At 71.9% G+C, this 24,215-nt stretch carries 20 protein-coding genes; 13 read left to right on the top strand and 7 right to left on the bottom strand.

The window, feature by feature from the left end:
• The first annotated feature begins 249 nt into the window (after positions 1 to 249).
• Positions 250 to 1,437 (top strand): elongation factor Tu, encoded by a 1,188-nt coding sequence (gene tuf, locus RB614_RS14915; RefSeq protein WP_308713081.1) that lies wholly within the window; start codon positions 250 to 252, stop codon positions 1,435 to 1,437.
• Between the two features lie 56 nt (positions 1,438 to 1,493).
• Here tuf and RB614_RS14910 read toward each other — a convergent pair whose 3' ends face one another.
• Complete coding sequence (locus RB614_RS14910; RefSeq protein ID WP_308713080.1) at positions 1,494 to 2,096, bottom strand: TetR/AcrR family transcriptional regulator; 603 nt, start codon at positions 2,094 to 2,096, stop codon at positions 1,494 to 1,496.
• Positions 2,097 to 2,436: 340 nt separating this feature from the next.
• Between RB614_RS14910 and RB614_RS14905 the strand changes: the two genes are divergently transcribed.
• The 3 genes from RB614_RS14905 to RB614_RS14895 are packed head-to-tail and all read left to right on the top strand — an operon-like array spanning position 2,437 to position 6,189.
• Positions 2,437 to 4,869, top strand: coding sequence for a sensor histidine kinase (locus RB614_RS14905; protein WP_308713079.1), 2,433 nt, complete (start codon positions 2,437 to 2,439; stop codon positions 4,867 to 4,869).
• Positions 4,823 to 5,242, top strand: coding sequence for a roadblock/LC7 domain-containing protein (locus tag RB614_RS14900; protein ID WP_308713078.1), 420 nt, complete (start codon positions 4,823 to 4,825; stop codon positions 5,240 to 5,242). Before RB614_RS14905 ends, RB614_RS14900 begins: the two co-directional genes overlap by 47 nt.
• Complete coding sequence (locus tag RB614_RS14895; protein WP_308713077.1) at positions 5,239 to 6,189, top strand: TAXI family TRAP transporter solute-binding subunit; 951 nt, start codon at positions 5,239 to 5,241, stop codon at positions 6,187 to 6,189. Before RB614_RS14900 ends, RB614_RS14895 begins: the two co-directional genes overlap by 4 nt.
• 21 nt (positions 6,190 to 6,210) lie before the next feature.
• On the opposite strand, the gene RB614_RS14890 is transcribed toward RB614_RS14895, so the two are convergent.
• Complete coding sequence (locus tag RB614_RS14890; protein WP_308713076.1) at positions 6,211 to 7,020, bottom strand: TetR/AcrR family transcriptional regulator; 810 nt, start codon at positions 7,018 to 7,020, stop codon at positions 6,211 to 6,213.
• Between the two features lie 80 nt (positions 7,021 to 7,100).
• Here RB614_RS14890 and RB614_RS14885 point away from each other — a divergent pair, with 80 nt between their 5' ends.
• Both RB614_RS14885 and RB614_RS14880 read left to right on the top strand, forming a co-directional pair.
• On the top strand, positions 7,101 to 8,627 hold the full coding sequence (locus RB614_RS14885) for an FAD-binding oxidoreductase (protein ID WP_308713075.1): 1,527 nt from the start codon (positions 7,101 to 7,103) through the stop codon (positions 8,625 to 8,627).
• Positions 8,624 to 10,096 carry a GxGYxYP domain-containing protein gene (locus RB614_RS14880; RefSeq protein ID WP_308713074.1) on the top strand — a complete coding sequence of 491 codons (1,473 nt, stop codon included), beginning with the start codon at positions 8,624 to 8,626 and terminating at the stop codon, positions 10,094 to 10,096. The genes RB614_RS14885 and RB614_RS14880 overlap by 4 nt, the downstream gene beginning before the upstream one ends.
• On the opposite strand, the gene RB614_RS14875 is transcribed toward RB614_RS14880, so the two are convergent.
• A complete protein-coding gene (locus tag RB614_RS14875) occupies positions 10,083 to 10,265 on the bottom strand; it encodes a hypothetical protein (protein WP_308713073.1) in 183 nt (60 codons plus the stop codon). The genes RB614_RS14880 and RB614_RS14875 overlap by 14 nt on opposite strands.
• Before the next feature lie 43 nt (positions 10,266 to 10,308).
• Here RB614_RS14875 and RB614_RS14870 point away from each other — a divergent pair, with 43 nt between their 5' ends.
• The 5 genes from RB614_RS14870 (at position 10,309) to RB614_RS14845 (ending at position 16,718) form a co-directional block, all read left to right on the top strand.
• Entirely contained in the window at positions 10,309 to 11,265 is a 957-nt protein-coding gene (locus RB614_RS14870) for a polymorphic toxin-type HINT domain-containing protein (RefSeq protein ID WP_308713072.1), read from the top strand.
• Between the two features lie 197 nt (positions 11,266 to 11,462).
• Positions 11,463 to 11,870 (top strand): hypothetical protein, encoded by a 408-nt coding sequence (locus RB614_RS14865; protein WP_308713071.1) that lies wholly within the window; start codon positions 11,463 to 11,465, stop codon positions 11,868 to 11,870.
• Between the two features lie 747 nt (positions 11,871 to 12,617).
• A complete protein-coding gene (locus tag RB614_RS14855) occupies positions 12,618 to 15,053 on the top strand; it encodes a M14 family metallopeptidase (protein ID WP_308713070.1) in 2,436 nt (811 codons plus the stop codon).
• Between the two features lie 180 nt (positions 15,054 to 15,233).
• Positions 15,234 to 15,830 carry a hypothetical protein gene (locus RB614_RS14850; protein WP_428983011.1) on the top strand — a complete coding sequence of 199 codons (597 nt, stop codon included), beginning with the start codon at positions 15,234 to 15,236 and terminating at the stop codon, positions 15,828 to 15,830.
• A 219-nt stretch (positions 15,831 to 16,049) separates the two neighbouring features.
• Positions 16,050 to 16,718 (top strand): S1 family peptidase, encoded by a 669-nt coding sequence (locus RB614_RS14845; protein ID WP_308713068.1) that lies wholly within the window; start codon positions 16,050 to 16,052, stop codon positions 16,716 to 16,718.
• Between the two features lie 106 nt (positions 16,719 to 16,824).
• On the opposite strand, the gene RB614_RS14840 is transcribed toward RB614_RS14845, so the two are convergent.
• From RB614_RS14840 to RB614_RS14830, 3 genes are all read right to left on the bottom strand, one after another.
• Positions 16,825 to 17,607, bottom strand: coding sequence for an ATP-binding cassette domain-containing protein (locus RB614_RS14840; protein WP_308713067.1), 783 nt, complete (start codon positions 17,605 to 17,607; stop codon positions 16,825 to 16,827).
• Positions 17,604 to 18,632 carry an ABC transporter permease gene (locus RB614_RS14835; protein ID WP_308713066.1) on the bottom strand — a complete coding sequence of 343 codons (1,029 nt, stop codon included), beginning with the start codon at positions 18,630 to 18,632 and terminating at the stop codon, positions 17,604 to 17,606. The genes RB614_RS14840 and RB614_RS14835 overlap by 4 nt, the downstream gene beginning before the upstream one ends.
• 63 nt (positions 18,633 to 18,695) lie before the next feature.
• On the bottom strand, positions 18,696 to 19,766 hold the full coding sequence (locus RB614_RS14830) for a substrate-binding domain-containing protein (protein WP_308713065.1): 1,071 nt from the start codon (positions 19,764 to 19,766) through the stop codon (positions 18,696 to 18,698).
• Positions 19,767 to 19,925: 159 nt separating this feature from the next.
• On the opposite strand from RB614_RS14830, the gene RB614_RS14825 reads away from it, so the two are divergent.
• Positions 19,926 to 20,999, top strand: a complete 1,074-nt coding sequence (locus tag RB614_RS14825) for a LacI family DNA-binding transcriptional regulator (RefSeq protein ID WP_308713064.1) — start codon at positions 19,926 to 19,928, stop codon at positions 20,997 to 20,999.
• On the opposite strand, the gene RB614_RS14820 is transcribed toward RB614_RS14825, so the two are convergent.
• Positions 20,965 to 22,899, bottom strand: a complete 1,935-nt coding sequence (locus RB614_RS14820; RefSeq protein ID WP_308713063.1) for a glycoside hydrolase family 32 protein — start codon at positions 22,897 to 22,899, stop codon at positions 20,965 to 20,967. The two genes, RB614_RS14825 and RB614_RS14820, sit on opposite strands and share 35 nt — an antisense overlap.
• A 231-nt stretch (positions 22,900 to 23,130) precedes the next feature.
• Here RB614_RS14820 and RB614_RS14815 point away from each other — a divergent pair, with 231 nt between their 5' ends.
• Positions 23,131 to 24,186: a LacI family DNA-binding transcriptional regulator gene (locus RB614_RS14815; RefSeq protein ID WP_308713062.1), complete on the top strand. Its 1,056-nt coding sequence runs from the start codon at positions 23,131 to 23,133 to the stop codon at positions 24,184 to 24,186.
• Positions 24,187 to 24,215: the final 29 nt, after the last annotated feature.

Here is a 24,215-nt window from a genome sequence, read left to right as displayed (position 1 = left end):
GGGCGTTCGTCGGTATCGTGATCGTCATGTTCGCCCCGGTTGGCTTCGCGCGGCCCGCAGGCATCGGCCTGCCCGCCGCGGCCGCCGTGTGTGCGTCGCCGGTCCGTCTGGATACCTGACCCTCCTCCCGTTCCCGCGGGCATGCCGTCCACTTCGGACGGACATGGACGTGCGCGCGGACGCCGGGTGGAGGGTGCCCCGCCTTTCTCCCGTAGCAAAGCCTTTCCGGAAACAGGGGTAGATCCAACCATGGCCAAGAGCCAGTTCCTGCGGACCAAACCGCACCTCAACATCGGCACGATGGGGCACGTCGACCACGGCAAGACGACGCTGACCGCCGCCATCACCAAGGTCCTCGCCCAGCGGGACCCGTCCGTCAACCAGTTCGTGTCGTTCGACGGCATCGACCGGGCACCGGAGGAGGTCGCCCGCGGCATCACCATCAACATCGCGCACGTCGAGTACGAGACGGCCACGCGGCACTACGCCCACGTGGACATGCCCGGCCACGCCGACTACGTGAAGAACATGATCACGGGGGCAGCACAGGTGGACGCGGCGATCCTCGTCGTCTCGGCGCAGGACGGCGCGATGCCGCAGACCCGCGAGCACGTGCTGCTCGCCCGGCGGGTCGGCGTGCCGTACCTGGTGGTGGCCATGAACAAGGCCGACGCGGTCGAGGACACCGAACTGCTCGACCTGGTCGAGCTGGAGGTGCGTGAGCTGCTGTCCGAGTACGGGTTCCCGGGCGACGAGGTGCCCGTGGTGCGGGTCTCCGCCCTCCGCGCGCTGGAGGGCGACCCGCGCTGGACGCGGTCCATCGTGGACCTGCTCGACGCGGTCGACCGGTACGTGCCGGTGCCGCCCCGGGTGCTGGACGAGCCGTTCCTGATGCCGATCGAGAACGTGCTCACCATCTCCGGCCGCGGCACGGTCGTCACCGGTGCCGTGGAGCGCGGCGCGCTGCGGGTCGGCGAGCCGGTGGAGGTGGTCGGCTTCGTACCGACGACGTCCACTGTGGCCACCGGGCTGGAGACGTTCGGCAAGTCGCTGGAGCGGGCCGAGGCGGGCGACAACGCGGCCGTCCTGCTGCGTGGCGTGAAGCGCGACCAGGTACGGCGCGGCCAGGTGGTCGCGGCGCCCGGTTCGATCCGCACGCACGCCCGCTTCCGGGCGCGGCTGTACGCGATGACGACCGCCGAGGGCGGCCGGCACACGCCGTTCTTCGGCAACTACCGGCCACAGTTCTACTTCCGGACCACGGACGTGCCGGGCTCGGTGGACCTGGGCGAGATCACGATGGTCATGCCCGGTGACACCGTCGACCTGACGGTCACGCTCGGCGCGCCGGTGGCGATGGAGGTCGGGCTCGGCTTCGCGGTACGCGAGGGCGGCCGCACGGTCGCGGCCGGCTCGGTCAGCGAGCTGCTCGACTGAACCAGGGGGCGCGGCCCAGCACGGGGGGCCGCGCCCCCGCTACCGTCGCGGCGGGCTCAGGCGAGCTGGGCGGGCTCCACGCCCACTTCACGGGCGGCGGTGCCCCGGATCCAGTCGCTGAGCTGCCGGCGGCTGATCACCCGATCGTGCACCGTCACCTGCACCGCGAGACCGTCGACGAGCGCGAGGATCCGCCAGGCCGCGCCGGCCGCGTCTTCGCACTTGAACGACCCCGCGTCGACCCCTTCCGAGATCACTTCGGTAAGGGCTTCCTTCCACCGGAGATCCAACCGGCGGGAAACCTTTTCCAGCTCCGGCGTGCGCAGCGACTCGGACCAGCCGTCGATCCACATCGCCCACGACTTGGAACGGCCCTGTGGCGCGTACAGCCGGAGGATCTTTTTCAGCTTTTCCAGCGGCGACGCGGTGGAGTGGACGACCGCGTGGAGGCGGGCCAGGTCCTGCTTGGCCGCGTACGCGAATGCTTGCGCGAGCAAATTTTCTTTGGTGGCGAAATGGTAGAAGACCAACGCTTGGCTGACGCCCGCGGCGGTGGCCACGTCGGAGGTGCGGGTGTTTGCCAGGCCGCGCTCCACGATCACATCGCAGGCGGTGCTCAGTAGCGCATCAAGCCGGACTTCTGCGGTACGTCTCGTCACAGCGCACACAGTAACTCATGAATGCCTGCACATATTTCTCAGCCATTAGCCGGTGTCATTCCGGAATGAAATCGAATCCGTGATCTTTCCGCGCGACGAGCGGGGGAGGGGGCACCGGCCGATCATCCGAGCCGAACAGATCATGATCGGCGCCTGTCGTTACCCGCTGGCACTATCGGTTCGCATGAGGTACCTGTGCAGAGGATGTCGCTAAGGCCCGAATGGGCCGATCGTAGGCGTGGTCGCCCGCGGGGGGTGACTTGGGGCTTCTTTCCTGGATTTTGGTTTGGCTGCCGAGTCCTGGAAACGCCCAGCTGGCCAGTGGACGGAGTGTGCGGCTATGGGCGGCTTTGGGCGGGCGCCGGCTCAGGCCGGCGCCATCGTGCCCGCCGTCCGGGCGGCCGCGCACCGCACGCCGGAAGACGGCGCCGGGCGGGTCGCCGGGCACCAGTCCGGACCCGGCCCGCTGCGCTCGATCGGCGTGCGCATCCTCCTGCCCGTGCTCGTCGCGACGGTCGGCCTGGTCACGCTCGGCGTGATCCAGACCCGCGACGCGCTGACCGAGTCCGACCGCGCCGGCGACGCCCGGGTCCTGGCCCGCACCGCGAGCGCCGGTATCGCGGTCGCCCACCAGGCCGAGCTCGAGCACACCGAGACCATCGCGCTGCGGCTGCGCGGCGGCGAGGCCGGCAAGCAGCTCCTGGAGGCGCAGCGGGCCCGCACCGACGCGGCCCGCGCGCGGTACACGGCGGCGGCGCGCGAGGCCCGCGAGGTCTCACCGGCGCTGGCGGCCAAGCTCGACGCGGCCGACGCCGTCCTCGCCGTCCTGCCCAGCGTGCGGGCGACCGCGGTCGGCGCGCCGGACGGGTCGCCAGAGGTCTTCGACGCGTACAACGCGGTGACCCACGCGATGATCGGCGTCGCCGACGCGGTGCCCAGCCAGCTCAGCGAGCCGCGGCTGCTGGAGAGCGCCCGCGCGGTCGTGGTCGTCACCGAGCTGGAGCACCTCGCCTCCGAGCAGCTCGACCTGCTGCGCCGGGTCTTCACGCGCGAGCGGCTGCAGCCGGGTGAGCTGGTGCGGCTGGCCGCCTGGGAGGGTGCCGAGCACCAGCAGTTCGAGGTGATCGAGCGGCTGCCCGGGGGGACCGACGAGCGGTTCGCGCAGCTGGTGACCGGCGACGACGTCAACCGGGCCCGCGAGATCCGTGACGCGGTGCTGACCAGTGGCGGGGGGCGCGCGTCGCTCCAGGTCGACCCCGACGTCTGGTACGCGGCGCAGAGCGGCCTGCTGCGCCGGCTGCGGCTGATGCAGTCCGAGCTCTCGACCGTCATGGAGCGCGAGGCGTACGACATCCAGGTCGCCGCGCACACCCGTACCCTGCTGACCGCCGCGCTCACCAGCCTGCTCGTCGGGCTCGCGCTGGCCGGCGCGGTCATCCAGGCCGTGCGTACGAGCCGCCGCCTGCGCCGTATGCGGGCCACCGCGCTCACCGTCGCGCACGCCGAGCTGCCCGACGCGGTCGCCCGTGTCTCGGCCGCGCCCGACGAGCCGGCGGTACGTGGCACGTTGCAGGCTTCGGGCACCCGGGTCGAGGCGATGCTCCCGCCCGGGGCGGACGAGATCGGCGAGCTGGGCACCGCGTTCGCGACCGTGCACCGGCAGGCGTTGCGGCTCGCCGCCGAGCAGGCGTTGCAGCGGATGGAGACCACGGCCACGTTCACCGCGCTGTCCCGGCGCGGGCAGACGCTGGTGCAGCGGCAGCTCCACCTGATCGGCGAGTTCGCCCGGCAGGAAGTCGACCAGGCCAGCCGGGCCCGGCTCTTCGCCCTCGACCACCTGGCCGCCCGGATGCGGCGCAACGAGGAAAACCTGCTGGTGCTCGCCGGCGGCGACCCGGGCCGGCGGTTCACCGAGCCGGTACCGGTGCGTGAGGTGATCCAGCTCGCGGCGGCCGAGATCGAGGAGCCGGGCCGGGTCGCCGCGGTGGCGACGCCGCTGCTGGCGGTCGCCGCGCACGTCGTCGGCGACGTCGTCCACCTGCTGGCCGAGCTGCTGGAAAACGCGGCGAGCTTCTCGCCGCCCACGACCGCTGTCCGGGTCTCCGCCCGCCAGGCCGTCGACCACGTGGCGCTGGCCATCTTCGACGAGGGCATCGGGCTCACGGCCGACCGGCTCGACGAGGCCAACGAGCGCATCGCCCACCCGTCGGCGTTGACCAGCACGCTGGTCGGCACGATGGGCCTGCTGGTGGTGGGGCGGCTCGCCGCGCGGCACGGCATCCAGGTGCGGCTGACCAGCGTGGCGGGCGGCGGCACCGCGGCCACCGTCACGCTGCCGGAGCGCGTCCTCGCACCGCTCCCGCCGCCGACCCGGTTCTACCGTGGACAGTTGCTGGGGCCGGTGCCCGATCCGACCCCCTCGGCCGCGCCGCCGCGCGTCGCCGCCGTGCGGCACGTCGAGGAGCCGGCGCCGCCGACCCCGTCGACCCCGGCGATGGCGCCCGCGTCCGTCGACGGGCAGACCGCCTCCGGCCTGCCCCGGCGCGCCCCCGCCCACGCGTTGCCGTCCGGCCCCGTCGCCGGGCGCCCGAGCCGTGCGGGTACGCCCGACCCGGACGAGGTCCGCGCCCGACTGTCCAGTTTGGCCAGTGGCATCGCCGCCGGCCGCAGTACCACGCCACCAGCCGCACCGACTACGAGCCCGCAGCCGTCCCGGGAGGATTCAGATGAACCACGTAACGGAGTCCCTACCGGCCCCCGTCGACTACGGTGACCTCGGCTGGCTGCTGACCTCGTTCGCGAGCAAGGTGCCGTCCATCGTGTACTCGCTGGCGGTCTCGGTCGACGGCCTCGCGCTGGCCGCCTCCGAGCGGCTCGAGCCCAACCAGGCCGACCAGCTCGCCGCCATCACCAGCGGCCTGGCCAGCCTCTCGGTCGGCGCGGCGAAGTGCATGCAGACCGGGCAGATCCGCCAGTCGGTGCTCGACATGGAGGGCGGCGTACTGCTCATCATGTCGGTGGCCGACCGCGCCTACCTGGCCGTGCTCGCCGAGTCCGGCGCCGACCTCGGCCAGGTGGGCTACGAGACGGCCGTGCTCGCCCGGCGCGTGGCCAGCGCGCTGGACCCCGGCGCCCGCCCGTCGTGACCCGCCGCCTCCTCGCCCTCCTGGCCGCGGTGGCGCTCGCCGCCGGCTGCGCGCCGGACCCACCCACCGACCTGCGCGACCGCCACCTCGTGCTCGGCACCGGCAACACCAGCGGCGTGTTCTACCAGGTCGGCGGCGCGTACGCGGACGTCATCACGACCCACCTGCCCGGCTACGAGGCGATCGTCGCGCCCACCGCCGGCTCGGCCGACAACCTGCTGCGCCTCGGCCGTGGCGACGTCGACGTCGCGCTGACCTTCGCCGACGTGGCCGCCGACGCGGTGCGCGGGCGGGGCGCCTTCGCCGACGGCACCCGGCCGCTGCGCGCGCTCGCCGTGGTCTACCACAACTACACCCACCTGGTCGTGCGCGCCGACGCCGGCATCCGGACGCCGGCCGACCTGCGCGGCAAGCGGGTCTCCACGGGAACCGTCAACTCCGGCACCGAGTTTCTCGCGCTGCGCCTGATCCGGGCCGCCGGCCTCGACCCCGACCGCGACATGGAGCGTTCCAGCCTCTCGCTCGCGGCCACCACGCGCGGGCTGGCGGACGGCACGCTGGATGCCACGTTCTGGTCCGGCGGCCTGCCGACGGTGGGCATCACCGAGCTGATGGGCGCCAAGGCGAAGATGCGCTTCCTGCCGCTCGACGGATTGCTGCCCGAGCTCGACCGGCTCTATCCCGCGACGTACGTGGCGGGCAGGATCCCGGCCTCGGCGTACGGGCTGCCCGGCGACATCCCGACCGTGACCGTCGGCAACCTCGTGGTCGTCGAGGCGGACATGCCCGACGATCTCGCCCACGACCTGACCGCGCTGATCTTCAAGTACCGGCAGGAGTTGGTCAACGGCCACCCCGAGTGGGGCTCGATCGACCGGGGCGGCGCCGGACGCACCGGCGTCGTGCCGCTGCATCCCGGCGCCCAGCGCTACTACCAGGACGGCTGACCGCGGCCCGCCAGGGTCCTTTCACGCCAGCAGACCGTCCAGGAGCCGCCCCAGGCCAAACCCGAACCATCCGTCGAGGTCCGCCTCGACATTGGCCGGGTCGGCGCGGCGGGCCGCCGCCAGCCACGGGCGCCCCTCGGTGCGGCCGGTGCGCTCCAGCCGGTCGAGGGTGGCCGACCACCACGCGCGGTACGTGGTGCCGGCCGGCTCCCGCTCGATCAGCAGCGCCATGCCCTGCACGTACCCGCTGAGCACCAGGTATCCGTTGAACGCCGCCCGCTCGTCGCGCCCGGCGCGGGTCAGGGCGGCCACCGTACGGTCGACCATGGCCAGCACCGCCGGGCCGGTGGGTGGCCGGTTGGTGGCGAGGATGCCCAGCAGCCAAGGGTGGCGCCGGTACATCGCCCACTCCTCGCGGGCCAGCCGCTCCAGCTGCTCGCGCGGATCGGGCGGCGCTTTCGCGCGAGCCGGCCGGCGGGCCGCGATCACCCGCTCGGCCATCGCGGCGAGCAGGTCGCTCCGGTTGCGCACGTGCCGGTACAGCACGTGCGCGGGCAGCCCGGCGCGCTGCGCGAGCGCGCTCATCGAGACCGCGTCGAGGCCGGCGCCGTCGGCGATCTCGACGGCGAGGCGGACCAGGTGGTCGCGGGGATCGCCGGTGGCCGCGGCGGGCCGGCGTCCGGCGGAGGCGCGCGGAGCGGTCCGGCCGGCAGAGCCGCGGTCGCGGCGCCGCCGGTACGCCCTCGCCTGGCAGCCGCGCGAGCAGTAGCGCCGCGGGCGTCCCCGGCCGGTCGCCGGTGGCAGGCCGCCGCCGCACTCCGCGCACCGCACGGCACACTCCTTTTCCTCACGCGAGGTCGTGTGACGAAAGTACTCCCGGGCGCGCCGCGTGCGAGCGCAGGCTCGGGAGCATGGGACAGCACACACGCCGGGCGCTCATCCGCGCCGGGGCGGTCGCCTCGGCCGCCGCCCTCTATCCCGCGCCCGCCTCCGCCGCCGCGCCCGCCTCCTGCCCACCGCCGCTCGGCCCGGTCTCCGTGCGGCCCGGCGACCCCCGGTACGCGGACCTGGTCCGCCGGGGCAACCGCCGCTTCGTCGGTACCCCCGACGAGGTACGGGTGGTTGGCTCGACCGGCCAGGTGGTCGAGGCGGTGCGTGACGCGGTACGGCAAGGGTGGCGGCTCGCCGTGCGCGGTGGCGGCCACTGCTTCGAGGGTTTCGTCGACGACCCGGCCGTCCGCCTGGTGATCGACCTGTCCGGGCTGACCGGCGTCTACCGCGACCCGGCGCGGTCGGCCTTCGCCGTCGAGGCGGGCGCGACGCTCGGCGAGGTCTACCGCCGGCTGTACCTCGGCTGGGGCGTCACCCTCCCCGGCGGCTCCTGCCCCGGAGTGGGCATCGGCGGCCACGCGGCGGGCGGCGGCTACGGGCGCCTGTCCCGGCTGCACGGACTGGTCGCCGACCACCTGTACGCGGTGGAGGTGGTCGTGGTCGACCAGGCCGGCACCGCCCGCGCGGTGGTCGCCACGCGCGAGCCCGGCGATCCGCACCGCGACCTGTGGTGGGCGCACACCGGCGGGGGAGGGGGCACGTTCGGCGTGGTCACCCGCTACTGGTTTCGGTCGCTGCCGCGGCCGCCGGCGCGGGTGCTCACCTTCACGGTCACCTGGCCCTGGGAAGGGCTGGACGAGCCGGGCTTCCACCGCCTCGCCGCCAACTTCGGCGCCTGGTGCGCCCGGCACAGCACGCCCGGCGCGCCCGAGAACCGGCTGTACAGCGAGCTGATCCTGTCCCGCCGCACGCTGGGCGGGCACACGCTGGTCGGCCAGGTGGCCGGCGGCGACGAGCGCCTCTTCGACGCACACCTGGCGGCCCTCGGCGCGGGCGTCGGCGTCACCCCGTCGGTCACCCGGGAGACCCTGCCGTGGCTGGCGGCCACGCTCGGCAGCGAGAGCGACGACGGCAAGGGCTGGCGGCTGAAGGTGAAGTCCGGCTTCCAGCGCGGGCCGCTGACCGGGCGCCAGATCGCCGCCGCGTACCACCACCTGACCCGCACCGACTACGACGCGCCGGCCGGGTCGCTGAGCCTCAACACGTACGGCGGGGCGGTCAACGCGGTCCCGCCCACCGCGACCGCCAGTGCCCAGCGTGACGCCACGATGCTCCTCTTCTACCTCGCCGGCTGGACCGACCCCGCCGAGGACGACCGCCACCTGGCGTGGATCCGCGAGTTCTACGCCGGCATGTACGCCGAGGAGGGCGGCGTGCCACCGGCCGGCGCGTACATCAACTACCCCGATGTCGACCTCGCCGGCGGCAGCACGCCGTGGCCGGATGTCTACTTCGGACCCAACGCCGCCCGGCTGCGCCGCGTGAAGGCCCGCTGGGACCCGCGGAACGTCTTCCACCACGCCCTCTCCGTACCCTCGGAGGGGTGATCTGGCCCGAGGGGCAGGCGCTGCCGCACTTCCAACACCCGGACCGGCTCGACGTGGTCGACCTCCGGGCCGCGCCGGCGGCCGACACGCTGCTCGCCCTCACCACCCAGGGCATCGTGAACCGGAGCCGGCCGCGGATCTGGCTGCTGCGCGACGCCGACGAGGGGAGCCACACCTGGCTCGACACGCTCGCCCTCCCGAGCGCGCCGGTCGAAAGCGTGGACGCCCTGGTCGCCCGGCACCGGCCCGAAATCCGGGGCGCGGTGCTGGCCGACCCGGCCGTGCCCGCCACCGTCAACGTGGCCACCACGCTGGCCGGACTGGAGGACGCCGTCGTCGCCGAGCCGGACGCGGCCGAGCGCCTGGGCCTGCCCGTGGTGGCCGATCTCCGGGGTCGATTCGGTGACGGCGCCGAAGCGTACCGGTGGGGGGTCGAAAGGTTGTGGCCGCGCACGACCCGGCGCATGCTCGTCGGGATCGACCACGACGGGCCGGGTTTTCTGCGGGACTACGCGGTCGCCTGCCGCGCTTTCGTCGTCTGGGCCGACCCGAGCGCCCGCCGGGAGCGCGCGCTGCTGAGGCGGCTGCTCGGGGCCATGCCGGCCAACTCGCCGTACGTGGGCTGGTGGCCGGGCGGCGTCTCCGGCGAGAGCCGCGGCACCGAGCTGGCCTCCCGGCACGCGGTGTACGTGGTGCCGGCCGACTTCGCGCACAACCTCACCGTCTTCGGCGGCGCGCGGTCTCCGATATGGTCCATTGTAGACTCCCACTCGGTGCCGCCGCTGGAGGAGGAGCGTACGTACGTCACGTTCACCATGACCGACGGCGACAATCTCCAGTACTGCCAGCACGCCATGCGCCGCCTCTGGGACCTGCCCGAGCGCGGCCGGGTCCCTCTCAACTGGACGGTCAGCCCGCTGCTGCGCGACGCCGCACCCGCGATCCTGGCGTACTACCAGCGCACCGCGACCCCCAACGACCTGCTCGTGGCCGGCCCATCCGGCGCCGGGTACGCCTACCCGGGGGCGTGGCCGCGCGCCGAGCTTGCCGCGTTCACCCGGCAGACCGGCGAGTACCTGCGCGACCTCGGGCAGCCCGCCGTGGTCAACGTGCTCAACCGCGCGCACCGCATCGACCGCGACCTGACCGCACGCCAGGTAGCCGCGTACGCGCGCGACGTACGGCCGGTCGGCCTGCTCCAGCACTGGACCTATCGCCACCGCACCAGGATCCTCGCCGGCCTCCCGGTCGCGACCGGGCAGCTCGTCTCCACAGTGGACGAGTGCCGCCGCCTGCTCGCGAAGGCAGCGCAGCGCGGCACCAGGTTCGTGTCGATCGGCGTGCTCGCCTGGTCACTCACCCCGGCCGACGTCGCCTCGGTCGCGGCCGAGCTGGACGACCGGTACCGCGTAGTCCGCGCCGACGAGCTCCTCCACCATGTCAGCGAGGCCGCGGTCAGGTCTTCGTGAGGATCGCCCGGACACCGTCCTGAATGGACGACGGAGAGGCAGCGTCGATCGCGTTGACCGGTTCGGCAGGTGTGCCGCCGATCGCGAACTGACGGATCTCGGGAAAGTTCGTCGCCACGGCCGCGGCCGGGCTCGCGGCGGCGGTCGCGGTCGGAGCGCTCTGCGCCACCGGCGTGGGCTGCCTTATCGTGGCGGGCGCAGTCGCCGGCGCGATGGCCTCCGGCGCCGGCTACATGGTGGACGTCGGCCGTGGTGACCAGGAGTTCTCTTGGAGCGGCCTGGCCGGCACGATGATCGAGGGCGGCCTGGACGGCGCGCTCAGCGCCGGTATGAGCCGCTTCACCGGTGGCCTGACCCGCGGCCTCACCTCCCGCCTGCCCACACCTGGCCTGCAAGCGAAGCCCTCCGGCGGTGGCCGGTCACCGGCGGCCACCGGCGGTTCTTCCGGCGGCGGCTCGGGCGGATCCGCCACACGCTCCGGCGGCGGCGGCCCCCGACCGGCCGCCGCGGGTCCGCGGCGCGATAGCGGGGGCGACCCCGGCTGCGTGGACCGGCACAGCTTCGACCCAGCCACCCTGGTGCTGATGGCGGACGGCAGCGCCAAGCCGATCGAGGACATCGGCCTGGGCGACGAGGTCGCGGCCACCGATCCGGAGACCGGGGTGACCGGACCGCGCCAGGTGACGCGCCTGCACATCAACCTGGACAGCGACCTGACCGATGTCACGGTCCGCGCCAGCGACACCGGCGAGACGACGACGCTGGAGACGACGCAGCATCACCCGTTCTGGGACGCCACGGACGGTCGGTTGGTGGACGCGGGTGAGCTGAAGGTCGGGCACCGCCTGCTGGCGCACGACGACAAGCGCTTGGAGGGCGACGGCTCGGGCGCGGGCAGCGGCGGCGGTGGCCCACCAGTCGAGGTGACGGTCGTCGAGGTCGTCACGGTCGCCGGCACCGAGCTGATGCGCGACCTCACGGTCGCCGACACCCACACGTACTATGTGCTCGCCGGTGACACGCCGGTGCTGGTTCACAACAACAACGGCTGTAAGAAGACGGCCGTGTTCGGGGTCCATGACGCAAGTGAAGGCCTTGCTCGGGAGCTGCGCCAAGCAAATCCAGGAAGGGTATTTGAGACCTACTTGACGGCCAAGGAATTCCATTGAATTGTGCGACGTGCTGGGAATTAAGACAGGTCGCTCGAGCGGTAGGTGGTGGCGACCGGGCCGCAGATAGCGTCAGATTCTTCAGTAAAGAGTTTGACCTTACGGACTTTAATCCGTTCGACTAGAGAGTGACGGTGGCCCGCCAACAGAGTTGGCGGACTATCCGAGGTCCGCGCTGGTGAGAGGTGAGTGAGTTGGTGACCTACGCGGTTGAACCGGCAGCGGTACCAGATCCTCTACGCGACGTGCTCGTCGCTAGCTACGGCTGGGCGCACTTTCATGCCTTCACTCGACTCCTGGCAAGTGAGGAAGGCATAGAGCTATCTAGAATGTGGAATTACGGCGGGCATATCCCGTGGACATCGACCGACACACCTCTTCGCCCATTCTTTGATATTGATTGCTTCGAGGACGGCCGATTGCCGGCGGACAAGTGTGATGGGATGCGGTCGCGGCTGCGGGAAGTACTCGGCCTATGGTCTCGCGGCATCTACGCGGGAGATGCGGACGATGGCATGAAGGTTGACCAGTCGATAACCCTCAGGAGTTTGCTGGCTGTAATTGATGCCTGCGTTGAAACCGGACGGTCTTTGCTTCTCCGCTGAGGCGGCTACTGTCTGTATATGCCGCGTTCGCCTACTGTTTGTGAGGGCGTTGCCTCGATCGAGGTGCCTATGAGGAAGACAATCCGGTCGAGGTCAACTCTGTAGGTGAGGCAATTGAGTTGGCGGTAGCGAAACTCGATCAGCGTTGGCGACTCGTCGATGTGCGCGATGGGACGCGCATCGCGGGCGTCAGCGGCCGTCCGCGTAGCCGCGCCGCCAGGACGCGGCCCGTCGGGCAGCTCTCCTGCCCGGCGGGCGTCCCGGAGGTGGCGGTGCAGGTCGAGCCGGAACCGCCGGTCCGGGCAGGGATGGGGATGGTGGCCGCGCGGTCCGTCCCGGCCCCAGAGCGCGAGGCTCATCCGCTGCCCGGCGCTGGCCCAGCCCGGCCGGGTCCGCACCACAGAGGTGCACCCCGCCCGGCTCGTACGTGGCCTGGTAGAGCATGTGCGAGCGCAGCAGGTCGGGGGCGAGGTGGTGCGGGTCGGCCCGGATCCGGGCCGCCAGCTGACGGCCATCGGCCCGGGCGACGGCGCGGTGGTCGAGGTCGACGTGCGCGGCCCGCCAGGTGTCGAGGTGAAGGTCCAGTGTGGAGCCGCTCTTTGCTACACGTGTCGAGCGGGTCGATCGATCATTGACAGGCCAAGTCGAGGCCATTCAAGATGATCAAACCCACGGCTTCGTCGCCTCGACAAACCTCTATCCACAGTGGATGACGGTGCCGTTGCGCTGCAGACGAAAGGTACCAGAATGTCTCCTTCTTCTCAGCCACGATGGCGAAGGGGTCTCGTCGCGGCCATCGCCGCGACGGCCGCCTTCCTCCTGCTCGCCGGTCCGGCCACCGCCGTGCCCGCCCCCGCACCGGCCGGTGCCGGTGAAGCCCCCGCCGCCCTCGAACGGTTCGCCGGCGAGGAGGCCAGCGTCGTCGAGGTGACCGTCGCCGACCGGGACGCGCTGGACCGGCTCGTCGCCACCGGCGTCGACCTGGACCACCACGTCTCCCACACGCAGGCGGGCATCGTGGTCCACGCCGTCGTCACCCCGAACGAGGTCGAGGGCCTGCGGGCGCTCGGCTACTCGGTCGGCTCGACGCTCTTCGACCCGGCTGACAGCGACGACCGGATCGCCGAGCGCGAGGCGACCATCGCCGAGCACAGGGCGGAAAACCAGGCGTTCAGCGCGAGCCTCGCCACGAGCCCGACCGCCTCCGACGTCAAGATCGTCCGGGCCGACTACTACACCTCCGGCACCAGCCAGGTCCTCTCCGTCGAGGCGAAGTGGGCTCAGGGCCAGACCTCGACCAGCACGCTGACGGTCAGCCGGGACAGCGGCCCGGGCACCCCGATCGGCTCCGGCGGCACCCAGACCATCTCCCGGTTCGTGGACGCCGGCGTGTACCTGTACCACCGCGGCGCGTCCACCGTCACCAGCCGGCCCGACAAGATCCAGATCACCAGCCCGACCGGTGACGTCGCGGTCGCCCAGGTCAAGGAGTGGCTGCCGATCGACGGGGAGTCGCCCGAAGGGCCGGGGTACCAGAAGGACTTCGTCACCAGCTACCTCACCCCGACCGAGCTGTACGACCGGATCAAGCGGCTGGCCGCCGAGTACCCGCAGCTCGCCGAGATCGTCGAACTGCCGTACAAGACGAACGGATACCGGCGCAAGGCGCAGGTGGTGCTCGGCTCCGCCAACGCCAGCCGGATCGCGGTCGACTCGCTCGCCTGGGGTCACGAGGGCGGCAACGACATCACCGTCGAGCTGGCCAACCCCGGCGCCGCCAACCAGCCCCTGAACGCCACCGTGACCGGCAAGGCGATCCGGGTGAGCCTGGCCACCGACGCCGCCGGCGCCGTCACGAGCACCGCCGCCCAGGTCGCCGCGGTCGTCAACGGCGCGGCCGGCAGCCTGGTCAAGGCCTACACCTACCGCGGCAGCGCCGGCGACGGCGTGGTCACCCCGGTCGCGGCCACGCCGCTCACCGACGGGCTGAGCGCACCGGCCACCGTCTCCCGCGACCCCCATCCCGTGTACGCCATCCGGATCGGCAAGTTCCGCGACGGCTCGCGGACCGGTGTGCTCGCCTACGCGCAGGAGCACGCCCGGGAGTGGGTGCCGCCGCTGGTGACGATCGAGACCGCCGAGCGGTTGCTGCGCAACCAGAAGCACGACCCCAAGACGCAGGAACTGCTCCGTACGCTCGACATCTGGATCGTCCCGTCGATCAACCCCGACGGCGGGCACTACTCGTTCTACGACTTCAACTCCCAGCGCAAGAACATGACCAACCACTGCCCCGAGGGGGGCGAGACCGACGCGCTGGGCCGCAACTCGTGGGGCGTCGACAACAACCGCAACTACACCGAGTACAGCCTCTTCGACGGTTACTCGGGTGCCTCGTCGAGCTGCACCAGCGGCACGTACGCCGGCCCGAGCGAGCTCTCCGAGCCGGAGGACAAGAACCTGGACTGGCTGGCCAGCCGCCCCAACATCAAGTTCTCGATGAACCTGCACTCCTCCGGCAACTACTTCATGTGGTCGCCGGGCGCCTACTCCCTGCCGGACCGGGTCTCCGCGCCGCGGCCGACGCTGGGCGAGGAGTCGTTCTTCTGGGGTGCCTCGTCGCGGATCCTGACCGCCATCAAGCGCCACCGGAACATGGCGGTCACCCCGGCACGTACCGGCCCGATCGCCGACGTGCTCTACTCGGCGGCCGGCAACTCCGGTGACATGCTCTGGTACAAGTACGGCATCTACGCCTGGAACTTCGAGGTCGGCACCTCCTTCCAGCCGGCCTGGGACGAGGCGCACGCCGAGGCACTGGAGTTCTCCAACGGCCTGGTCGAGCTGATGCGGGTCGCCCGCGACTACGACAAGGACAAGAAGCGCCCGACGAGCACGCTGGTCACCGCGGCCAGCGCGACCGAGGGCATGGTCGACGTCACGTTCGACGTGAGCGAACCGGCCGCCGTCTTCTACACACTCGACGGCAGCAAGCCGACGTTCGAGTCGACCCTGTACGCCTCGGCCGGTGTCCGGGAGGCCGGCGAGACCCTGACCGTGCCGTACGGCACGAAGGTCTTCTGGTTCTCGGTCGACGCCGCCGGCAACATCGAAAACAACTACCGCCCCGACACCGACGCCAAGAACTGGAACCGGGCCTACGCGGTCGTCTCCGACAGCTGACCCGAGGCTCAGCACCACCGCGGGCCGGGGCACTCGCTGCCCCGGCCCGCACTGCTCCTCCGACCTGGGGACTTTGGTCCTGTGGAGGTGGGGAGTTCCGGCTCAGGTGCCGGCGGTCGGTTCGGGTGAGGCTGTGGGTGTCAACGAAACGAAGGCGCGATGAGGCTTCCGGAGGCGGCGATGACCACCACCAACAGTGGTCCGGTGAAGGTGCCGGCCCATGCTCTTGAGACTGCTGAGGCTCCTGGGCACATGCTCACCACGACCGCTGCCCGTGCTTTGGCGGTGTTGCGGGTCGGTACCGGGTTTGTGTTCCTGTGGGCGTTCTTGGACAAGACGTTTGGTCTGGGGTTTTCCACCCCGGGTGAGCGGGCCTGGATCAACGGTGGCTCGCCGACCAACGGGTTCCTGTCCCACGTGCAGGTGGGGCCGTTCCAGTCGATCTCGCATGATCTGGCCGGCCTGTGGTGGGTCGATGCCCTGTTCATGGTCGGGATGGCCGCGGTCGGGCTGGCGTTGATCGCCGGTATCGGTCTGCGGGTCTCGGCCGCCGCCGGTGGTCTGATCATGTTGATGATGTGGGCCGCGGAGTTTCCCCCGGACCGGTACACCGCCGCTGGTGAGGCGTCCGGGTCGACCAACCCGTTCATGGACTACCACCTGGTCTACGCCATCGTGCTGGTCGTGCTCGCCCTCACCTACGCCGGGCACACCTGGGGCCTGGGCCGGATCTGGGCCCGCCTGCCCCTCGTCCAGAAGAACCGCTGGATGATCTGACCCCCCTCCGGGAGCGCGTGCCGGGCCGCCTGTGGCGGCCCAGCCGCGTTTCGCGCGCGGCCCGCGCCCCCATCCGCGTCGATCAGGGAGATCGTGGGCGTGTCGGTCGGCGCGCCGCCTCACCAAGTCCCTGATCGACCGCCCGAGCGGCCGGCCGTCGCCGTGGTATGACGGAGGTTTGATGTACCGGCGTCGATGTGTGGGGCCTAGGCTCGGGGGATGTCGCGCAGGTTCGTTCATGTCGCCGTCCGGTGTCTGGTGGTCGCCGCCGGGCTGCTCGGCGCCGCCGGCCCGGCGTCCGCATCGCCGGCCGCGCCGCAGACCGACGTCTACGGCGGCGACCCGTTCCGGACCGCGGCCGGCGGGCGGTGTGCGGTCTCGTTCACCGTGGAGGGCGGGTTCCTCACCGCGCGGCAGTGCGCCAGCCAGGTCGGCGAGCCGGTGTACACGCCGGGCGGCCAGCGGATGGGCGAGGTCGCCGCGATCGGGCCGGCCACCTCCGACTACGCGTTCGTGCGCCTCGACGCCGGCTGGGCGCCGGTGGGCAAGATCCGCGCCGGCGGGTCGGTCGTCCCGGTGGCCGGCGCGGTGTCCGCCCCGGTCGGCGCCGGCGTCTGCCGGTACGGCAACACGACCGGCTGGCGCTGCGGCACGGTACTGGCCAAGAACGTGACCGTCTCCTACGCCGGCGGCGTCCTGCACGGGCTGACCAGGACCAGCGTCTGCTCGGAGCCGGGTGACTCGGGCGGCCCGTTCATGGCCGGCTCGCAGGCGCAGGGGATCACCTCCGGCGGCTCCGGCAACTGCACCGCCGGCGGCACCACCTACTTCCAGCCGGTCGCGGCCCCGCTCGCCGCTCTCGGGCTGACCCTGCTCACCTCCCCGTAGGGCACCATGGACGCTCGCCGGGTGACCGGCGGCCCTCGGCGGCTGGTCGCCGGAGCCGGCGAAGCCGGTTGGTGGCCACCGCACCGGGCGCCGGCGGCGCAGCGGGTCAGGAGCGGCCCGGGGTCTCGGCCAGCGTGGTCGCGCCGGTCATGATGGCGACCGCCTCGGACATCGTGTGCGAGGCCGGGGTGACCACGCCGGCGCGGCGGCCGAGCCGCTGGATGTGGATGCGGTCGGCGACCTCGAAGACGTGCGGCATGTTGTGGCTGATCAGGATGACCGGCAGGCCGCGCGAGCGCAGCTCCCGGATCAGCTTGAGGACCTGGTTGGACTCCCTGACGCCGAGCGCGGCGGTCGGCTCGTCCAGCACGATGATCCGGCTGCCGAACGCGGCGGCGCGGGCGACCGAGACCGCCTGGCGCTGGCCGCCGGAGAGCGTCTCGACCGCCTGCGACATGTTTTGCAGCGTGCCGATGCCCAGGTCGGAGAGGGCCTGGGCGGCGTCGCGGCGCATGCCCTTCTTGTCGAGCATCCGCAGCGCCGAGCCGAGGAACCCGGGGCGGCGCCGCTCCCGCCCGAGGTACAGGTTGCTGGCGATGTCGAGGGCGGGCGCGACGGCGAGCGTCTGGTACACGGTCTCGATGCCGGCGTCCCGGGCGTCCTGCGGGCGGCGGAAGCGGACCGGCTGCCCGTCGACGGCCATCTCCCCGGCGTCCGGTACCAGGGCCCCGGTCAGGCACTTGACGAGCGTCGACTTGCCGGCGCCGTTATCGCCGATGACGGCGAGGACCTCACCCGGGTACAGGTCGAGGTCGACGCCGTCGAGGCCGACGACGTGGCCGAACGTCTTGACCATGCCGCGGGCGGAGAGGACCGGGGTGGGGGTCATGCCTTCACCTTCCTGATCCACTGGTCGACCGCGACGGCGAGGATGACCAGCAGCCCGACGGCGAGCACCCGGTACTGGTCGTCCACCCCGGCCAGGGAGAGGCCGCTGCGGAAGAAGCCGACGATCAGCGCGCCCAGCAGCGTGCCGAGCACGGCGCCCCGGCCGCCGAAGAGGCTGGTGCCGCCGATCACGACGGCGGTGATGCTCTCCAGGTTGGCGTCGGTGATCGCGTTGGGGCTGGCGGCGCCGGCGCGCCCGACGAGGATCCAGGCGGTGAGGCCGTAGATGGCGCCGGCCACCGTGTAGACGCTGAGCAGCACCCGGTCGACCCGGATGCCGGCCAGCCGCGCGGCCTCCTTGTCGTCGCCGACGGCGTAGACGTGCCGGCCCCAGGCGGTGTTGGCCAGCGCGAAGCCGACCACCACGTAGAGCGCGGCGACCAGCACGACGCCGGTGGTGATCCGGAAGTCGCCGATCCGGAACGACTCGCCGGTCCAGTTGAGCAGGTCCGGCAGGTCGACGGCCTGGACGCTCTGGCCGCGCGAGTAGAGCAGGCCGATCGCGGTGAAGACGCTCAGCGTGCCGAGGGTGACGATGAACGGCGGCAGCTTGATCCGGGTGACCAGCGCACCGTTGAACAGCCCGGCGCCGATGCCCAGCCCGATGCCGACCGCGACCGCGGCCGCTCCGGGCAGGCCACCCCCTTCGGCCAGCTTCGCCGCGACCATCATGGAGAGGATCGTGATCGCGCCGACCGAGAGGTCGATCCCGGCGGTCAGGATGATCAGCGTCTGCCCGACGGCGAGCGCGCCGATCACGGCCACCTGCTGCAGGACGAGCGAGAGCGAGTTGGCCGAGGAGAACCGCGGGTTGATCGCGGAGAAGACGGCGAACGAGATGACCAGCACCAGGAACGGGCTGATCGCCGGGTACGAGTGGAGCAGGTGCTGGACCCGCTGCACCGGCGAGCGGCTGCGCCGGGCGAACTGTTCGGTGGCGGTGGCTGGTGGTGCTGTGGTGGACACTCCGCTCCCTTCCGGCGGCGCCCGGCCGCGGCACCGTCGGGCGCCGCGGCCGGGCGAGGTGGGTCAGGCCGCGCCCCAGCAGATCTTCGCGCCCTCGGTGCTGTCGATGCTCTCCACGCCGGTGGCCGGCTCGTCGGTCACCAGGGCCACGCCGGTGTCGTAGAAGTCCAGGCCGCTGGTGACCGCGGGCTTGGCCCCGCCGGTCGCGATCTGCTTGATCGCCTTGACGCCGAGCTCGGCCATCTTCAGCGGGTACTGCTGCGACGTGGCGTTGATCAGACCGTTCTTGACCTGCTGTACGCCGTTGCAGCCGCCGTCGATGGAGACGACGATGACGTCCTTGCTGCCGGCGGCTTGCAGTGCCTTCTGCGCGCCGACCGCAGCGGGCTCGTTGATGGTGTAGACGACGTTGACGTTCGGGTTCTTGGCGAGGCAGCGCTCCATGGCGGTACGCCCGCCGTCCTCGGCGCCGTCGGTCGGCTCGTTGCAGACGATCTGGTACGTCCCGCCGGAGTAGCTCCCGCTCGGCGCCTCGTCGCCGTTCTTGCGCTTGTCGCCGGTGGGGATGCCCATGCCGGCGAGGAAGCCCTGGTCCCGGTTGTAGTCGACCGAGACGATCTTGTCGTTGAAGAGGTCGAGCAGGGCGATGGTGGCGGCCTTGCCGCCGAGCTGGGCCGCCGTCCACTTGCCGATCAGCTCGCCGGCCTTGAAGTTGTCGGTGGCGAACGTGATGTCCACCGTGTCCGCCGGGTCGGGCGGCGTGTCCAGGGCGATGACGTACAGGCCGGCGTCGCGGGCCTTCTTGATGGCGGGGTTGACGCCGGGGCCGTTCGGCGTGATGAGGATGCCGGCGTCGCCGCGGGCGATCGCGTCCTCGATGGCCTGCACCTGGCCGGCCTCGTCGCCGTCCTCCTTGCCGGCGGCGACGGTGAGCTTGACGCCCTCGCCCTCCGCGGCCTTCCGGGCGCCGTCCTGCATGGTGACGAAGAACGGGTTCGTGGAGTTCTTGGTGATGAGTGAGACCGCCACACCGTCGTCGCCCGCGTCGTCGCCGCCGCAAGCGGTGGCCAGCAGGCTCAGGGCGGCTACGGCGGCGAACAGGCGCGCGGCCCGCCGGCCGGTGCGCTTCCTCATGTCCGCTCCTTCGGTCGGGGTGTCTCGTCGCCGAGGACGGATTCGACAACGATGTCGAGGAGGTTAACCCTTGCGTTCTGGCGTATGTCAATAGTTGAGTACGTGCCGGTACGTTACATCTTGACATCGTTGTCGAGCGCATGGCCGGAGGGATGACCCGTGACGCAGGAACCCGCCCGCGTACCGGCGCGCCGCCCCACGCTGCGCGACGTCGCGCTGCTCGCCGGCGTGAGCACCAAGACCGCGTCCCGGGTGGTCAACGGCGAAGGCGGCGTCGCCGCGGCCAAGGTCGCCGCCGTCCAGCAGGCGGTCGCCAAGCTCGACTACCGGCCCAACTTCACCGCGAGCAGCCTGCGCCGGCTCAACGGCCGGACCGCCGCGATCGCCGCCCTGCTGGAGGACGTCGCCAACCCGTTCTCCTCCGCCCTGCACCGCGCGCTGGAAGACGTCGCCCGCGACCGCGGGGTGATGATCCTCGCGGGCAGCGTCGACGAGGACCCGGAGCGCGAGCGGGCACTGGTCCACGCGTTCACCACCCGGCAGGCCGACGCGCTCGTCGTGGTGCCGGCCAGCGAGAGCCAGCGCTACCTCGCCGGCGAGGTCAACGCCGGCACCCCGGTCGTCTTCGTCGACCGCCCGCCGGTCGGCGTCGACGTCGACGCGGTCCTGGTCGACAACCACGCCGGCGCGGCCGAGGCGGTGCACCACCTCGTCGCGCACGGCCACCGCCGGGTCGCCTACCTCGGCGACCTGCTCTCCATCGCCACGGCCCGGCAACGGTTTCAGGGCTTCAAGGAGGCCCTCAGCGACCACGGCATCCGGCCGTCGCCCGAGCACATCGTGCACGACCTGCACACCGAGGGCGACGCAGAGCGGGCCGCGCTCCGGCTGCTCGCCGGCGAGGCCCCGCCCACCGCGCTCTTCACCGCGCAAAACCTCGTCACCATCGGCGCGGTGCGCGCGCTGCGCGAGCTGGGCCGGCACCACGAGGTGGCGCTGGTCGGCTTCGACGACTTCCCCCTCGCCGACCTGCTCCAGCCGCCGGTGACGGTCGTCGCCCAGGACCCGTCGGCGATGGGGCGGCTCGCCGCCGGGCTCGTCTTCCGGCGGCTCGACGGCGAGCACTGGACACCGACCGTCCACTTCGTACCGACCCGGCTCGTCGTCCGCGGGTCCGGCGAGATACCGGGCCCGGCGCTCAGCCCACCGGCCCGACCCGGACGTTCTGGATGAGCGCGGTTCCGTTGTAGACGTTCAACCCGAACTGTCCACTGGGGATCGTGTCGTCCGTCGCGTCGATCACCGGCGTGGTGCCGCCGTCGAGGTAGACCCGCAGCCGCGGCCCCTCGGCGACCACCTTGAGGTGGTAGGTCCGTCCGATCTGGACGTCCAGCGGGTAGGTGGCGATGTCGCGGCCGGGCCGCCAGAGCTTGACCACCCTGGCGAGGGCGTCGACGTTGGCGGTGTAGTGCCGGGTGGCGTCCCGGTTGGCGCGGAACGTGACGGCCGCCGCGACACCGGAGTCGAGCCGTACGTCCGCCTCGTACGTGAAGTCGTCGCCGCCGCGGGTGTTCAGGTAGAAGGCGTCGCCGCCGCCGGTCCCCTTCTTGCCGCCGGTCGCGTCCGACCAGACCCCCGAGTCCGTGTACCACTGGCCGCCGAGGTTGTCGACCAATGTGGACTCGCCGCCCCAGATCGAGCCGAGCCCGTGGAAGGTCAGCCGCTCCAGCCGCACCCGGCCGCCGGTGAAGAGCTCGACCGCGTCGCCGCCGGGCAGGCTGTCGAAGTTGACGTTGAGGCTGCGGTAGAGCCGGCCGTTGTTGCCGAAGATCTCGACCTGGCCGCGGTCGACCAGCAGCCGGAGCGTGACCCGCTCGTCGATCGGCGGCATCGGCACCCCGTCGAGCGTCCCGGCCGCGGCGTCGTAGGTGACCTCGTGGTCGTACCAGCCGTCCTGCCCCACCCCGAGCCGGAAACCGAACCTCGGCCCGGTGCCGCGCGGGATCCGGAACTCGGCCTTGATCTCATAGGTGTCCGCCTCGACGCCGTCGAGCAGGGCGCGGGCGCTCGCGGTGTCGAGCGTGCGCCCGGTCCAGGTCCTTGTCGAGGTGCGCAGGCGGTCGATCTCGGCGATCGGGGTGCTCAGCACGCGCGGCTCCCCGTCGACCGTCACCAGGCGCATCTCCACCGGGAACGTGAGGTTGCCGGTCCAGATCGTGCCGGCGTTGCCGGGCTGCCACGCCATCGACACGATCCGGTCGTCCGGCAGGTTGGTGAACGTCAGGCCGGCGTAGTAGCTGCCGTCGCCCGAGTTCTGGCCGTGGTTGAACCTGCGCGGCTGGGTCCAGTCGGTGCTGAACCGGGTGCCGTCGAACGTCCCGACCACGTACTCGCCGCTGGCGTCGCTGAGCACCCAGCGCGGCTTCGACGGGTCGCCGTTGAGCGGCATCGCCACCATGTCCGGGCATTCGAAGAGCCAGCCCGCCTGGTACCGCGAGGCGAACGTCCAGTGCAGCAGGTCGGTCGAGGTGTAGAAGTCGACGCCGTTGCCGCCGTGGTCCGACCAGACGACCATGCCCCAGCGGCCGGAGGCCTCGTCGCGAAACACCTTCGGGTCACGGCTGGTCCCCTGTGGAACGACGACCGGCCGGCCGCCGCCGTACGTCTTGAACGTGTATCCGCCGTCCGTGGAGTAGAACACCGTGACGCCGTCGGTGCCGGAGTACACGACGATCGGGTCCTGGTCGCCGTCCTTGAGGCCGCTGACGTTTCCGGTGTCGACGACGCCGCCGCCGGACCAGAGGTTGCCGGGGTGCACGCCCGGTTCGAGCGCGATCGGCTTCTGCTGCCAGTGCACCAGGTCGGTGCTGGTCGCGTGCCCCCAGTGCATGGTGTCCCAGCGCAGCCCGTGCGGGTTGTGCTGGTAGTACAGGTGGTAGACGCCGTCGTGGAAGAGCGGCGCGTTGACGTCGTTGATCCAGCCGCCGCGGGCGCTGAAGTGGTACTGCCCGCGGTTGTCCTCCTGGTAGTTCGTCACCGGGTAGGGGAACTCCGGGTAGTCCTGCGGCGTACCGGCGGACGCACCGTGGACCGCCACCGCGGCCAGGCCCGCCGAGACGGCCAACACTGACACCGTTGTCATCGCGGTGCTTCGAACTCTCCTGAGCATTCGTCTCAGCTCCCATACGGGTAGTCGACGGAGACGGAGCGGATCGTGGTCGGCGCCGGGGCCACGTTTGACAACCTTGTCGGATGAGTCTGAGCGATGGTCAGCTATGTGTCAACGCCTGGTTTCCACCTTGTTACGGCGCGTCGGCGTGCGCCCGCGCGGGCGTGGCGCTGACAAGCTTGTCAGAATGTTGTGGTGACACAGAGCGATCCGGTCGCCGCGCCGTACCGGCAGCGGGCCACCCTGCGCGACGTCGCGGCGATGGCGGGCGTCAGCATCAAGACCGTCTCCCGCGTCGTCAACGGGGAGAGCGGCGTGACTCCGGCGAAGGTCGCCGCGGTCACCCGGGCGATCCACCAGCTCGACTACCGGCCGAACGTCTCGGCCAGCGCGCTGCGCCGGGCCAACCGCCGCACCGCCGTCATCGGCATGGTGCTCGAAGACCTCGCCAACCCGTTCTCCAGCGCGCTGCTCCGCGCGGTCGAGGACACCGCCAACGAGCGGCAGGTGCTGATCCTCGCCGGCAGCGTGGACGAGGACCAGGGCCGCGAGCGGACCCTCGTGCGCGCGTTCAGCGAGCGGCGGGTGGACGGCCTGATCGTCGCGCCGGTCGGCGAGGACCAGGGGTACCTGCGCGCCGAGATCGAGGCCGGCACGCCGACCGTCTTCGTCGACCGCCCGCCGCAGGGCATCCGCGCCGACTGCGTGCTCTGCGACAACGAGGGCGGTGCCCGGACGGCGGTGCACCACCTCGCCGACGCCGGCCACCGGCACGTCGGGTACCTCGGCGACCTGCGGATCATCCCCACCGCGCAGCAGCGCTTCGCCGGATACCAGCGGGCCTGCCTGGAGCGCGGCCTGCCGTGGCGCCCCGCCGACCACGCGCACGACCTGCACACCGTCGAGGAGGCGACCGCGGCGACGGTACGGCTGCTGCGCTCCGCCGACCCGCCCACGGCGCTGTTCGCCAGCCAAAACCTCGTGACGATCGGCGCCATCGCCGCGCTGCAGCGCCTCGGGCTCGAAGGCACGGTGGCGCTCGTCGGCTTCGACGACTTTCCGATGGCCGACCTGCTCAAGCCCCGGGTGAGCGTCATCGCCCAGGATCCGGCGCGGATGGGCCGGGTCGCCGCCGAGCTGCTCTTCCAGCGCCTCGACGGCGACCGTAGCGGCCCGCGCCGGACCGTGTTGCCGACCACGACCATCCCGCGCGGCTCCGGCGAGATCCGGCCGCCGTCGGGGGCGCGCTGACCGGCGCGGCGGCCGCACCGCGACCGCCG

The organism is Phytohabitans maris (assembly GCF_031085175.1).
In the GTDB taxonomy this organism is placed as follows: domain Bacteria; phylum Actinomycetota; class Actinomycetes; order Mycobacteriales; family Micromonosporaceae; genus Phytohabitans; species Phytohabitans maris.
This window is presented reverse-complemented; position numbering and strand designations above follow the sequence as displayed.

What these genes read in the sequence shown, in the direction of transcription:
- tuf (WP_308713081.1), top strand. Translation starts at nt 250, where the DNA reads ATGGCCAAGAGCCAGTTCCTGCGGACCAAACCGCACCTCAACATCGGC.
- RB614_RS14905 (WP_308713079.1), top strand. Translation starts at nt 2,437, where the DNA reads ATGGGCGGCTTTGGGCGGGCGCCGGCTCAGGCCGGCGCCATCGTGCCC.
- RB614_RS14900 (WP_308713078.1), top strand. Translation starts at nt 4,823, where the DNA reads ATGAACCACGTAACGGAGTCCCTACCGGCCCCCGTCGACTACGGTGAC.
- RB614_RS14885 (WP_308713075.1), top strand. Translation starts at nt 7,101, where the DNA reads ATGGGACAGCACACACGCCGGGCGCTCATCCGCGCCGGGGCGGTCGCC.
- RB614_RS14870 (WP_308713072.1), top strand. Translation starts at nt 10,309, where the DNA reads ATGGCCTCCGGCGCCGGCTACATGGTGGACGTCGGCCGTGGTGACCAG.
- RB614_RS14855 (WP_308713070.1), top strand. Translation starts at nt 12,618, where the DNA reads ATGTCTCCTTCTTCTCAGCCACGATGGCGAAGGGGTCTCGTCGCGGCC.
- RB614_RS14850 (WP_428983011.1), top strand. Translation starts at nt 15,234, where the DNA reads ATGACCACCACCAACAGTGGTCCGGTGAAGGTGCCGGCCCATGCTCTT.
- RB614_RS14845 (WP_308713068.1), top strand. Translation starts at nt 16,050, where the DNA reads ATGTCGCGCAGGTTCGTTCATGTCGCCGTCCGGTGTCTGGTGGTCGCC.
- RB614_RS14840 (WP_308713067.1), bottom strand. Translation starts at nt 17,607, where the DNA reads ATGACCCCCACCCCGGTCCTCTCCGCCCGCGGCATGGTCAAGACGTTC.
- RB614_RS14830 (WP_308713065.1), bottom strand. Translation starts at nt 19,766, where the DNA reads ATGAGGAAGCGCACCGGCCGGCGGGCCGCGCGCCTGTTCGCCGCCGTA.